The sequence below is a fragment of the Microbacterium sp. MPR-TSA4 genome (assembly GCF_058792815.1).
In genome coordinates this window covers 1-12,766 of the sequence record NZ_JBXAFF010000033.1, presented here as the reverse complement: position 1 = coordinate 12,766, position 12,766 = coordinate 1, and the positions used below count along the sequence as shown (strand labels likewise).

12 protein-coding genes are annotated in these 12,766 nt (G+C 71.6%); 9 read left to right on the top strand and 3 right to left on the bottom strand.

Annotated elements, in window-relative coordinates:
• Nucleotides 1-233 precede the first annotated feature (233 nt).
• The 6 genes from AC1Q49_RS12350 to AC1Q49_RS12325 all read left to right on the top strand — a co-directional run bounded on the left by AC1Q49_RS12350 (nt 234) and on the right by AC1Q49_RS12325 (nt 6,693).
• Nucleotides 234-1,844, top strand: coding sequence for a glycoside hydrolase family 68 protein (locus AC1Q49_RS12350; RefSeq protein WP_219879369.1), 1,611 nt, complete (start codon nt 234-236; stop codon nt 1,842-1,844).
• Between the two features lie 138 nt (nt 1,845-1,982).
• Nucleotides 1,983-3,467, top strand: coding sequence for a PTS transporter subunit EIIC (locus AC1Q49_RS12345; protein WP_492492464.1), 1,485 nt, complete (start codon nt 1,983-1,985; stop codon nt 3,465-3,467).
• The gene (gene rlmN / locus AC1Q49_RS12340) at nt 3,464-4,696 is read left to right on the top strand and encodes a dual-specificity RNA methyltransferase RlmN (protein ID WP_101305441.1); all 1,233 of its coding nucleotides are present in this window, start codon (nt 3,464-3,466) and stop codon (nt 4,694-4,696) included. The genes AC1Q49_RS12345 and rlmN overlap by 4 nt, the downstream gene beginning before the upstream one ends.
• A 35-nt stretch (nt 4,697-4,731) precedes the next feature.
• On the top strand, nt 4,732-5,745 hold the full coding sequence (locus AC1Q49_RS12335) for an aldo/keto reductase family protein (protein WP_060960239.1): 1,014 nt from the start codon (nt 4,732-4,734) through the stop codon (nt 5,743-5,745).
• A 34-nt stretch (nt 5,746-5,779) separates the two neighbouring features.
• Complete coding sequence (locus tag AC1Q49_RS12330; protein WP_492492461.1) at nt 5,780-6,274, top strand: NUDIX hydrolase; 495 nt, start codon at nt 5,780-5,782, stop codon at nt 6,272-6,274.
• A gap of 56 nt (nt 6,275-6,330) precedes the next feature.
• Entirely contained in the window at nt 6,331-6,693 is a 363-nt protein-coding gene (locus tag AC1Q49_RS12325) for a VOC family protein (RefSeq protein ID WP_060960237.1), read from the top strand.
• Here AC1Q49_RS12325 and AC1Q49_RS12320 read toward each other — a convergent pair.
• Nucleotides 6,690-7,235 carry a ribonuclease H family protein gene (locus AC1Q49_RS12320; RefSeq protein ID WP_492492459.1) on the bottom strand — a complete coding sequence of 182 codons (546 nt, stop codon included), beginning with the start codon at nt 7,233-7,235 and terminating at the stop codon, nt 6,690-6,692. The genes AC1Q49_RS12325 and AC1Q49_RS12320 overlap by 4 nt on opposite strands.
• 73 nt (nt 7,236-7,308) lie before the next feature.
• Here AC1Q49_RS12320 and AC1Q49_RS12315 point away from each other — a divergent pair, with 73 nt between their 5' ends.
• Both AC1Q49_RS12315 and AC1Q49_RS12310 read left to right on the top strand, forming a co-directional pair.
• On the top strand, nt 7,309-7,719 hold the full coding sequence (locus AC1Q49_RS12315) for a GNAT family N-acetyltransferase (protein ID WP_492492457.1): 411 nt from the start codon (nt 7,309-7,311) through the stop codon (nt 7,717-7,719).
• A 58-nt stretch (nt 7,720-7,777) separates the two neighbouring features.
• Nucleotides 7,778-8,536, top strand: coding sequence for an MBL fold metallo-hydrolase (locus AC1Q49_RS12310; RefSeq protein ID WP_492492455.1), 759 nt, complete (start codon nt 7,778-7,780; stop codon nt 8,534-8,536).
• On the opposite strand, the gene AC1Q49_RS12305 is transcribed toward AC1Q49_RS12310, so the two are convergent.
• A complete protein-coding gene (locus AC1Q49_RS12305; RefSeq protein WP_060960233.1) occupies nt 8,476-8,823 on the bottom strand; it encodes a hypothetical protein in 348 nt (115 codons plus the stop codon). The two genes, AC1Q49_RS12310 and AC1Q49_RS12305, sit on opposite strands and share 61 nt — an antisense overlap.
• A gap of 100 nt (nt 8,824-8,923) precedes the next feature.
• Here AC1Q49_RS12305 and AC1Q49_RS12300 point away from each other — a divergent pair, with 100 nt between their 5' ends.
• Nucleotides 8,924-10,345, top strand: a complete 1,422-nt coding sequence (locus tag AC1Q49_RS12300) for an aminotransferase-like domain-containing protein (protein WP_492492453.1) — start codon at nt 8,924-8,926, stop codon at nt 10,343-10,345.
• On the opposite strand, the gene ppsA is transcribed toward AC1Q49_RS12300, so the two are convergent.
• On the bottom strand, nt 10,346-12,733 hold the full coding sequence (ppsA, locus tag AC1Q49_RS12295; protein WP_492492450.1) for a phosphoenolpyruvate synthase: 2,388 nt from the start codon (nt 12,731-12,733) through the stop codon (nt 10,346-10,348).
• Nucleotides 12,734-12,766 lie beyond the last annotated feature (33 nt).

Below are 12,766 nucleotides of genomic sequence, written 5' to 3'. Positions count from 1 at the left end.
GTGCACCGCCGCCCGCGGGCACTGCCGGGGGCGCGACGGTGCGAGGGGGGATGAGAGATGGGCGTGCGCCCCGAGAGTCGATCCACGGGTCCCTCCGGATCGGAGGTCTCCACGGATGAGTGAACCATGGCAACTCGCGATATGTCAAACGTTTGACATATCGCAGCCCCTCGCCCTAGGCTCAGCCGCGAGAGACGACCACGCCTTCCGCCCTTCTGAGAAAGCAGACAGACGTGACCACCATTGACCCCCGCCGCCGGCGCCGCCCCCTCGCGCGTGCGTTGGCGATCGTCGCGACCACCGCGGCCGCGGCGACGCTGCTCGCGGCATCGCCCGTGCAGGCCGCCGACGAGATCGACGCCGTTCCCGGCCACCCCGCTCCCACCGTGCACACCCAGCAGGCGTACGATCCCGCCGCCGACTTCACGGCGCGCTGGACCCGTGCCGACGCGCGGCAGATCGCCGCGATGAGCGATCCGACCGCGGCTCCGCGGCAGAACTCCCTGCCCGAGGAGTACACGATGCCCACGGTTCCGCAGGACTTCCCCGACATGAGCAACGACCAGGTCTGGGTCTGGGACAGCTGGACGCTGACGGACGAGACCGCGGCGCAGCCGAGCTTCAAGGGGTGGGAGGTCGTGTTCTCGCTCGTCGCGGACCGCAGCCTCGGGTTCGACGACCGCCACACCTTCGCGCGCCTCGGCTACTTCTTCCGCAAGGCGGATGTGGCCGAGCGTCCCGCCGACGGCGGATGGACCTACGGAGGCCTCGTCTTCCCCGACGGGGCGTCGGGAGCGATCTTCGAGGACCAGTCGTTCAGCCACCAGACCGAATGGTCGGGCTCCACCCGCATCTTCGACGGCAACAAGCTGCGCATCTTCTACACCGCGGTGGCGTTCTACCGCAACGAGGACGGCAGCAACCGCAAGCCCTACGACCCGCGCATCGTGCAGAGCGAGGGGCGCATCTTCGCCGACGAGAACGGCGTCTGGCTGACCGGATTCCGCGACCAGCACGACATGCTGCAGGCCGACGGCACGTACTACCAGACCGGTGCGCAGAACGAGTTCTTCAACTTCCGCGACCCGTTCACCTTCGAGGACCCGGCCCACCCCGGCAAGACCTTCATGGTGTTCGAGGGGAACACCGCCGCCCCGCGCGGCGAGCGCGTGTGCACGGAGGAGGACATGGGCTACCGCACCGGCGACCCGTACGCGGAGACGGCCGCCGAGGTCATGGACCGCGGCGCCCACTACCAGCTGGCGAACGTGGGTCTCGCGGTGGCCGACAACGCCGCGCTGACCGAATGGACCTTCCTCCCGCCGATCCTCTCGGCCAACTGCGTGAACGACCAGACCGAGCGCCCCCAGATCTACATCAAGGACGGCAAGTACTACCTGTTCACCATCACCCATCGCGGCACCTACGCCGCGGGCGTCGACGGGCCCGAGGGCGTCTACGGCTTCGTCGGCGACGGCATCCGCAGCGACTTCCAGCCCGTCAACCGCGGATCGGGTCTGGCGCTGGCGAGCCCGTCGAACCTGAACTTCGCCGCGGGCACGCCGTTCGCCCCCGACGTGAACCAGCACCCCGGCCAGTTCCAGGCGTACTCGCACTACGTCATGCCGGGCGGGCTCGTGCAGTCGTTCATCGACACGATCGGCACGAGCGACGACTTCGTCCGCGGCGGTACCCTCGCCCCCACCGTGAAGGTCGACATCGACGGGTCCTCCGTGACGGTCGACCGCGCGTACGGGGACAACGGCCTGGGGCAGTGGGCCGACATCCCCTCGGGATACGCGCACGACGTCCCGGCGACGGCGGACGTGCGTCCGACGCGGTGACCGTGCACGGCTGACGCTCGTCGCGGAAGGCTCCCCTCTCCTCGTGGGAGGGGAGCCTTCCGTGTCCGCACGGACAGGCGGGCGGGCCCCTGGCTACGCTGAGGACGACCGAGGGAGGTCGCCATCGACGAGAGCCCGGTGCCGGCGGAGCGGATCGTCGCCGCGCTCGGCGACGTGAGCAACATCGCCGCATCCACGCACTGCGCCACGCGGCTGCGCATCGCCGTCGTCGATCCCGCCGCCGTCGACGAGCGCGCCCTGGCCGGGATCGACGGCGTGCTGGGCGTCGCGCGCGTGGGCGAGCAGGTGCAGATCGTCGTCGGGCCGCGTCGGGTCGCATCGACGCACGAAGCGCTCCGCGAGCTGGTGGACGCCGCGGCCGCCACCGCACCGGCGCCGGGCGAGGCGCCGGTGCCCGACGCCGACGGTGCCTCGGGACGGCGCTGGCTGCGACCCGTGACCGTGGTGATGGACGTCATCGTGCCGCTGCTGCCGACCTTCGTCGCCGGCGGACTCCTCCTCGGGCTCCACAACCTGCTGACGGCGCCGGGCATCCTCGGACCGGCGGCGGCGGTCGAGGCGCTGCCCGGGATCAGCGGGATCGCCGCCCTGATCGGCATCCTCGGGGTGGGGGTCTTCACGCTCCTTCCCGTGATCGTCGGGTTCTCGGCCGCGCTGCGGTTCGGGACCAGTCCGTACCTGGGCGCCGCGATGGGCGCCGCCCTGGTGGTCGCACCCTTCCTCGTGGATGCCGGGGTGTTCCCCGCGCTGCGGCTCGACGGCGCCGGGGGATGGACCATCGCCGGCGTCGATGTGCTCGGCATCGACTACCGGGGCACGGTGGTGCCCATGATCGCCGTCGCCTACGTGCTCGCGCGGGTGGAACGGCTGTGGACGCGCCTGCTCGGCGGCACGGCGCGCTACCTCTTCGTCCCCACGCTGACGCTGCTCGTCACGGGACTCCTCGCCTTCCTCGTGATCGGGCCGGTCCTGGGCTGGCTCGGCGACGGTCTGGCCGCCCTGCTCACGGCGGCGTACGAGGCCACCGGCATGATCGGCGGCGCCCTCTTCGGCGCCCTGTATCCGCTCCTGGTCGTCACGGGGACCCATCAGAGCCTGGTCTCGGTGGAGCTGGGCCTGCTCGGCCAGGGCGGGTCGTTCATCTTCCCCGTCGCGGGCGCGGCGAACCTCGCCCAGGCGGGCGCCTGCTTCGCGGTGGCGCTGCTCGCCCGGCGACGCTCGTCGATGCGGGCGCTCGCCGCCGGCGCCGGCCTGCCCGCGTGCCTCGGCATCGCCGAGCCGGCCATCTTCGGCATCACCCTGCGGCTGCAGTTCCCGCTCGTGGCCGCCGTGATCGCCTCGGCGGCGGGCGGCGCGATGCTCGCCGCGTGGAACGTGCAGGCCGTCACGCTGGGCGCGGCCGGCGTGCTCGGGATCGCCTCCATCGCCCCGGGTCTCGGCATCCCCTATCTGGCGAGTGTGGCGACCAGCGCCGTGGTCGCCTTCGGGCTGACCCTCGGCTGGGGACGGCTGCGCCGACGCCCGATCGATGACGGCGCGGCCGGCGCCGACCTCCGCCCTCCCGCCGCGCATCCAGGCGGCCTCGGTACCCTGGAGACATGACCGAGTCCAGCCCCGTGCGCACCACCCGTCCCCGACAGGTGCGCCCCCGCACCGAGGGCTGGACCCAGCGGGTGGATGCCGACGGCAAACCCCTGCTGCAGTTCGCCGCGCCCAAGCGCGGGATGCCGCCCGTGCACCTGGCCGACCTGACGCCCGAGCAGCGCGTCGAGCGGGTGAAGGAGCTGGGGCTGCCGGGGTTCCGGGCCAAGCAGGTCGAGAAGCACTACTTCCAGCACTACACGTCCGACCCCGCCGCGATGACGGACCTGCCGGCATCCGGACGGGAGGAGCTGGTCGCGGGCCTGCTGCCGCATCTGCTCACCGAGGTGCGACGGCTCGAGACCGACCGCGGCGACACGATCAAGTTCCTCTGGAAGCTGCACGACGGGGCGCTCGTCGAGTCGGTGCTCATGCGCTATCCCGGCCGCATCACGCTGTGCGTGTCGAGCCAGGCCGGCTGCGGCATGAACTGTCCGTTCTGTGCGACCGGTCAGGCGGGGCTCACCCGCAACATGTCGGCCGCGGAGATCATCGAGCAGGTCGTCCGCGCGAACGCGGCGATCCGTGCCGGTGAGCTGGGCCCCGCCGAGCACGCCGACGAGCGCGTCACCAACATCGTCTTCATGGGGATGGGGGAGCCGCTCGCCAACTACAACCGGGTGATGCAGGCCGTCCGCACGATGGTCGACAAGGATCACGGGCTCGGGATGAGCGCGCGCGGCGTGACCGTGTCGACCGTGGGTCTCGTGCCGGCGATCAACAAGCTCGCCGCCGAGGACATCCCGGTGACGTTCGCCCTGTCGCTGCACGCGCCGGACGACCACCTGCGCGACGAGATGATCCCGATCAACTCGCGCTGGAAGGTGGACGAGGCGCTCGATGCGGCCCGCGGCTACTTCGAGAAGACCGGCCGCCGCGTGTCGATCGAGTACGCCCTCATCAAGGACATGAACGACCACGCCTGGCGCGCCGACCTGCTCGCCACCAAGCTCAACGAGCGCGGTCGCGGCTGGGTGCACGTCAACCCGATCCCGCTGAACCCCACGCCCGGGTCGGTGTGGACCGCGTCCGACAAGGAGGTGCAGCGCGAGTTCGTGCGCCGCCTCAACGAGGCCGGCATCCCGACGACCCTCCGCGACACCCGCGGTAAGGAGATCGACGGCGCCTGCGGCCAGCTCGTCGCGACCGAGGAGGACCGCGCCGTCGCGGCATCCGTGCCCGTCGACTGACCCGGCCCGGTGCGCGCCGGCGGTAGCGTTGAGGAATGGTCAACTATCGCTATCTCGGCAACAGCGGCTTCAAGGTCTCGGAGATCACCTACGGCAACTGGGTGACCCACGCCTCCCAGGTGGAGAACGACGCCGCCATCGCCACTGTGCACAAGGCACTGGACCTCGGCATCACGTCGTTCGACACGGCGGATGCCTACGCCAACACCGCCGCCGAGGTCGTGCTGGCCGAGGCGCTGAAGGGCCTCGAGCGCACCGACTACGAGGTCTTCACGAAGGTCTACTGGCCGATCGGCAAGAAGGGGCCGAATGACCAGGGCCTGTCGCGCAAGCACCTCTTCGACGGCATCCACGGCTCGCTTCGCCGCCTGAACGTCGACTACGTCGACCTGTACCAGGCGCACCGCTTCGACTACGAGACCCCGCTCGAGGAGACGATGCAGGCCTTCGCCGACATCGTGCGCCAGGGCAAGGCGCTCTACATCGGCGTGAGCGAGTGGACGGCCGAGCAGCTGCGCGAGGGCGCGGCGCTCGCGAAGGAGCTGAACTTCCAGCTCGTCAGCAACCAGCCGCAGTACTCGGCGCTCTGGCGCGTCATCGAGGGCAAGGTCGTCCCGACCTCCGAGGAGCTCGGCATCTCGCAGATCGTCTGGTCGCCGATGGCGCAGGGCGTGCTCAGCGGCAAGTACCTGCCCGGACAGCCCGTTCCGGACGGCTCGCGCGCGACCGACGAGAAGAGCGGCGCCAACTTCATCAAGCGTTTCCTCAACGACGACACGCTGGCCGCGGTGCAGAAGCTCAAGCCGATCGCCGAGCAGGCGGGCCTCACCATGCCGCAGCTCGCGATCGCGTGGGTGCTGCAGAACCCGAACATCTCGGCAGCGCTCGTCGGCGCGTCGCGCCCCGAGCAGCTCGAGGACTCGGTCAAGGCCTCCGGGGTCGTGCTCGACGCCGAGGTCATGTCGGCGATCGACGCGGCCCTCGCGCCGGTCGCGGTCACCGACCCCGAGGAGACCTACACGGTCTCGCCCGCCTCGCGCCCGCTCTGATCGTCGAGGCCGCGAGTCGCGGAGCCTGACGCTGATGGTCACGACGAGCGCCGGCATCCTGCTGTACCGGAGAGATCCGGACGGCACGGTGTCGGCGCTCGTCGCGCATATGGGCGGTCCCCTCTGGGCGCGCAAGGACGAGGGTGCCTGGTCGATCCCCAAGGGCGAGTTCGACCCGTCGCAGGAGTCGGCGCGGGATGCCGCGGTGCGCGAGTTCCGCGAGGAGCTGGGCGTCGACCCGCCGGCGGTCGACGACGTCGAGCTCGGAACCTTCGCGTACGCGTCGGGGCGCAAGACGGTCACGGTGTTCTGCCGCGACGGCGCCGGGTTCCTGACTTCCGCCGCCGAGCGCGCCGCGCTCGTGTTCGGGTCGTTCGAGATGGAGTGGCCGCCGCGGTCGGGGCGTCGTCAGCGCTTTCCCGAAGTCGATCGCGCCGAGTGGATGCCGCTCGCCGAGGCTCGTCCGCGCCTGGTCGCCGGTCAGCGGCCGGCGCTCGACGCGTTGGACGTGCTGCTGCGCCAGGAGTGACCCTCTTGTGGTCGCACCGTCCGCGGCGCAGACTGTGCGCGGCGGAAGGAGCCATCATGGCGCACGGCGACATCACCCACATCGACATCCCCGTCGCGGACCTCGCGAAGGCGGCCGCGTTCTACTCCGATCTGTTCGGGTGGCAGATCGCGGAGCCGCCCGGTTTCGAGGGCTACCCGATGTGGTCGGCGCCCAACGGCATCAGCGGGGGCGGGCTCGCGCCGCGCAGTGACGGGTTCACGCAGCCGCGGTCGTACGTCGAGGTCGACTCGATCGACGACACCATCGCGAAGGCCGAGGCGGCGGGGGCGACCGTCGCCATGGCCAAGGAGCCGATCACCGCGAAGAGCTGGTGGGCGATCATCGTCGACCCCGACGGCAATCACATCGGACTGTTCGAGGGCACGACCCAGGACTAGCGCTTCTTCTTCGGCGCCGCCGACACGTCGAGCTGCGGGTGCAGGCCGCCCAGCGACGACCACGCGCTTGCGGTGCCCTTTGCGGCGTGCTCGGCACCGCGGACGGCGCGCTCGTCGGCCCACTCGTTGAGCACGTGGCCCTGGTGGCCGCGGACGTGTTCCAGCACGACGTCGGGCAGGCCAGCCGCGCGGCGGGCGTCACGGGCGGCGATGAGCCGTTCGAGGAGGTCGCGGTTCTTCGTCGGCGCGCCCGTGGAGGTCTTCCATCCGCGACGGCGGTGCCCGTCCATCCACGACGAGTAGGTGTCGATGGCGTACTTGGAGTCGGCCTGCACGACGAGGTGCGCGGTGTCGGCGTGGTCTTCGATGGCCTTCAGCAGCCCCATGAGTTCGCCGATGTTGTTGGTGCCGCTCGGGATCGCGCCGGCGGCCCAGTGGCCGTCCTCCCCGACCCACGCCCAGCCGGTCGGTCCCGGGTTGCCCTTGCAGGCGCCGTCGGTGGCCACGGTGTAGGTGTCGTTCGGGTCGGTCGCGGAAGTCACCGTTCGACGGTACTCGATGGGGCAGACGGCGGACGCCGCGGGGGCGTCGCGGCTCCTCTCGTATGCTGACGACATGACCGGTGTGCGCGTGACGACCGAGCTGGACGAGATCGACCTGGACCTCGTGCACCGCTGGCTCTCCGAGGAGGCGTACTGGGCGCTCGGGCGCAGCCGTGAGCTCGTCGAACGCGCCGCCCGGGCGTCGCTGAACTTCGGGGCTCTGGATGCCGAGGGCGCGCTGGTCGGCTACGCGCGCGTCGTCACGGATGCCGCGACCTTCGCCTGGGTGTGCGACGTGTTCGTGGCTCCCTCTGCGCGCGGTGCGGGTGTCGGCACGCTGCTGGCCGAGACGATCGCGGCCACGGTTCGACCGTGGGGACTGAAGCGGACGATGCTGGCGACCGCCGACGCCCACGGCGTCTATGCGAAGGTCGGCTTCGTGCCGCTGCCGAATCCCGAGCGGATGATGGTCCTCGGCGGCTGACCCTTCATCTGAGTGGCCCCGCGCCCGCGACGCACGCCACCGCCACGAGAATGGGAGCATGACCTCTCCGCGCCCTGTTCTCACTCTCATCGGCGGTCCCACGGCGATCCTCGAGTACGGCGGCATCCGCCTGCTCACCGACCCGACGTTCGACGAGCCGGGCGACTACCCGTCCGGCGCGGTCACGCTGCACAAGCTCACGGGTCCGGCGCTCGGAGTGGACGAGGTCGGCGAGATCGACGTCGTGCTCCTGTCGCACGATCAGCATCCCGACAACCTGGATGCGGCGGGACGCGCCTTCCTGCCGCGCGCCGCTGCCGTGCTCTCCACGCCCGCCGCGTCGGCCCGCATCCCCGGCGTCCACGGCCTCGAACCGTGGCAGACCCGCACCGTCGGCGACGTCGAGGTCACCGCCGTCCCCGCGCTCCACGGTCCCGACGGCGCCGAGGAGCTCTCCGGGCCGGTCACCGGATTCGTCCTGCGCGCCCCCGACCGGCCCGTCGTCTACGTGGCCGGTGACAACGCGTCGCCCGCGCTCGTCGCCGACATCGTCGACCGCGTCGGACCGATCGACATCGCCGTCCTGTTCACCGGCGCGGCCAACGTCGGCCGTTTCGGCGACAGCGACCTCACCCTGAACGCCCGCACCGCGGTCGAGGCGGCGCGGGCGTTGGGGGAGGCGATCATCGTTCCGGTGCACGCCGAAGGGTGGCACCACTTCAGCGAGACGATCGACCGCCTCGAGCGCGAGTTCGCCTACGCGGGGCTCGCGGACAGGCTCCGGGTGCCCGCCGCCGGCGTGCCGTTGCCGCTCTGACGCGCCGCGGGGTCGGTCGGTGCCCCGGCGACGAGGTCGCCGACCGTGAGCGCGCGGAGGGCCGGATGCCGCCGCGTCGCGGTCGCGATGGATCGGACCAGCATCGGTGTTCGCGCACCGGGCGGGCACGCGGGCTGACGGAGCCGACGCGCGATGCCGGCGTCGATCGCGCCGAGCGTGTCGCGGTGGGCGTCGAGGGCCTCGTGACCGTCCGTGTCGCCGCCGCGGTCGTCGTCCGCGAGCCAATCGATGACGCGTGCGATGGTCCACTCCGACAGAAGTGGCATGGGGGATGGCTGATTCTGCGGGTGTGGGGTCACGCGGGGGTGGGTCATTGGACCAGAATCGGTCTCGATGGACGCTCACGACAGGGCCACTTCTCCGCGAGTGGTCACACGATTGGCCGATGCGGACCGCACCGCAGCGGTGTCTCCCGCGGCGCTGGCGGCGCGGCTGGGGCGCTGGGTCGACTCCGACGGGTCGCTGACGGCGAGTCTGGCCGCCGCTCTGCGCGCGCTCGTGAGCTCGGGCGAACTGCGCCCCGGCGACCGACTGCCCTCGGAGCGCGCGCTCGCCGCGGCCGTCGCGGTCTCACGCGGCACGGTCGTCGCGGCCTACGCCGCGCTCGCCGACAGCGGCGTGCTGGAACGGCGGCAGGGCAGCGGCACGCGCGTCGCGGGGGCGGCGATCGCGCTGCCGGCCCGGCGCTCGCAGGGCGAGAGCCTCTTCCAAGCCGCGCCCGCCTCCATCGACCTCCTGCGCGCGGTGCCGCGCATCCCCCCGCGCACGATCGAGATCGTGCGCGGCTTCGATGCCGCCCTCGTCGCCGCGACGGCCGCCGATTCCGACCCCGCGGGCCTGCCCGAGGTGCGGGAACGCATCGCGCGACTGCTGAGCGACGATGGCACGCCGACGACGCCCGAGCAGGTGATCGTCACCAGCGGCGCCCAGCAGGCGCTGAGCCTCGTGATCGACGAGCTCGTCGCGCCGGGCGACGTCGTGCTGAGCGAGGAGCTCAGCTGGCCCGGTCTCGTCGACCCGGTCCGGCGGCGGGGAGCGCGCGTGCACGGGGTGCCGATGACGCCGGACGGCGTCGACGTGGATGCCCTGGAGGCCGCGATCGTGGCCCTGCGCCCCGTCCTCATCGCCCTCAACCCCCACCACCACAACCCGACCGGATCACGGATGCCGCCGGCATCCCGTTTGGCGGTCGCCGAGCTCTCCGCCCGTTACGGCGTGCGCGTCATCGAAGACCGCGTGCTCGCGAACATCTCCTTCGACGGCGTCGTGCCGGTGTCGCTGGCGGCGTTGCGCTCGGACGCGCCCGTCATCGTCGTCGACTCGCTGTCGAAGTGGGCGTGGTTGGGCCTGCGCATCGGGTGGGCGCGCGCCGATCCCGTGCTGATCCGGAGACTGCGCGCGTCGCGGCAGCTCGTCGACCAAGCCGCCAGCGTGCCGGCGCAGCGGATGGCGCTGGGTCTTCTCGACGAGGCGCCCGCCCTGCGCCGCGACGCGAGCACCACCCACGCCGCGGCGCTGGAGCGGCTGGTCCCGGTGGTGCACGAGCACCTTCCGGGCTGGAGCTTCGACGTGCCGCGCGGCGGCCTCTCGCTCTGGGCGCGCCTGCCCTCGGGGTCGGCGACCGCGTTCGCGCGGCGCGCGGCTCTGGCGGGTGTGGCGGTCGCCGGCGGCTCGGAGTTCGCGGCATCCGCACCCGCCGACGACCACATCCGCATCCCCTTCACCGCTCCCGACGAGCTGCTCCACGTCGCGATCGAGCGGCTCGGGCGGGTCTGGCGCGCGGGGTGATCACCCGGCCTGCGGAGCCGTCGCCTCGGCGGTCTTCGACAGCCGCAGCCACGTCTCCACGACGGTGTCGGGGTTGAGCGACACCGACTCGATGCCCTCGGCGACGAGCCATTCGGCCAGATCGGGATGATCCGACGGGCCCTGCCCGCAGATGCCGACGTACTTGCCGGCCGCGCGGCAGGCGCTGATCGCGAGGGACAGCAGGCGCAGCACGGCCGGGTCGCGCTCGTCGAACGTCGACGCCACGAGCCCTGAGTCGCGGTCGAGGCCGAGGGTCAGCTGCGTCATGTCGTTCGAGCCGATCGAGAAGCCGTCGAAGAACTCCAGGAATCGGTCGGCGAGCAGCGCGTTGGACGGCAGCTCGCACATCATGATGACCTTGAGGTCGTTCTCGCCGCGCCGCAGCCCGTTCTCGGCGAGCAGCTCGACGACCGCGTGCCCTTCGCCGACGGTGCGCACGAACGGCACCATGACCTGCACGTTCGTGAAGCCCATCTCATCGCGCACGAATCGCAGCGCCTCGCACTCCATGTCGAAGCACGGGCGGAAATCGGGCGAGATGTACCGCGACGCCCCGCGGTACCCGAGCATGGGGTTCTCCTCGTGCGGCTCGTACAGCTCGCCGCCGACGAGGTTCGCGTACTCGTTCGACTTGAAGTCGCTGAGACGCACGATCACCGGCTCCGGCCAGAAGGCGGCGGCGATCATCGACACCCCCTCGGCCACGCGGCGCACGAAGTAGTCGCGCGGCGTGTCGTACGCCGCCGTGGCGTCGGCCACCCGCTCGCGCAGCTCGCCGTCGAGCGTGTCGAACTCCAGGAGCGCCCGCGGGTGGATGCCGATCTGCCGGTTGATGACGAACTCCAGCCGGGCCAGGCCCACGCCGCGATGCGGCAGCCGCGAGAACGAGAAGGCCTGGTCGGGAGTGCCGACGTTCATCATGATCTTCACCGGCGCCTCCGGCATGGAGTCCAGCCGCGTGATCTCCTCCTCGAACGGGAGGATGCCGCGGTAGACGAACCCGGTGTCGCCCTCGGCGCACGAGACGGTGACCTCGTCGCCGTCGGACACGATGGTGGTGGCATCCCCCGTGCCGACGACGGCGGGGATGCCGAGCTCGCGCGCGATGATCGCCGCGTGACAGGTCCGCCCGCCGCGGTTGGTCACGATCGCGCTCGCGCGCTTCATGATCGGCTCCCAGTCGGGATCGGTCATGTCGGCGATGAGCACCTCGCCCGGCTGGAAGTCGGCCATCTGGTCGAGACTGCGCAGCACCCGCGCGGGTCCCGCACCGATGCGCTGGCCGATCGCACGGCCCGCCGTCGCCACCTCGCCGCGCGCGCCGAGCACGAAGCGCCGGATCACGCCCGCCTTGACCCGCGACACGACCGTCTCCGGGCGCGCCTGCAGGATGTAGAGCCGTCCGTCGATCCCGTCTTTGCCCCACTCGATGTCCATCGGACGTCCGTAGTGCTCCTCGATCACGAGCGCCTGGCGGGCGAGTTCGACGAGGTCGGCGTCGTCGATCGAGAACAGACGCCGAGCGGATGCCGGGACGTCCTCGAACCGTGTCGAGGCGCCCGCCTCGCGGGCATCCGTGTACCGCATGGCGATCGCCTTCTCGCCGACGGAGCGCTTGAGCACTGCGGGGCGACCCGCGCGCAGTGCGACCTTCGAGACGTAGAACTCGTCCGGGTTCACCGCACCCTGCACGACCGCCTCGCCGAGTCCGTACGAGCTCGTGATGAACACGGCATCCTCGAAGCCCGACTCGGTGTCGACGGTGAACATGACGCCGGCGGCGCCGATGTCGGAGCGCACCATCTTCTGGACGCCGGCCGACAGCGCGACCTCGTCGTGGTCGAACCCGTGGTGGGCGCGGTACGCGATCGCCCGGTCGTTGTAGAGCGACGCGAACACCGACCGGATCGCGGCGAGGACGTTGTCGATGCCCGCGACGTTCAGGAACGTCTCCTGCTGGCCGGCGAACGAGGCGTCGGGCAGGTCTTCGGCGGTCGCGGAGGAGCGCACCGCGAAGGAGGCCTCGGGGTTCTCGCCCGCGAGGCGGGCGTAGGCCGTGCGGATCGACGCCTCCAGCTCGGCCGGGAAGGGCTGCTCCTCGATCCACGCCCGGATCTGGGTCCCCGCGTGCGTGAGCGCCGCGACGTCCTCGACGTCCACGTCCGCGATGGCCGCGGCGATCCGCTCGCGCAGCCCGCCCTCCGCCAGGAACTCCCGGTACGCGTCGGCGGTCGTGGCGAAGCCGCCGGGCACGCTCACCCCCAGAGCGGCGAGATGCGACACCATCTCGCCGAGCGATGCGTTCTTGCCGCCCACGGCGGGGAGGTCTGCCATGCCGAGCTGATCGAACCAGAGGATGCTGCTCATGTGTCGGGCCTTTCGGTGGGAGGGGGCGAGGGG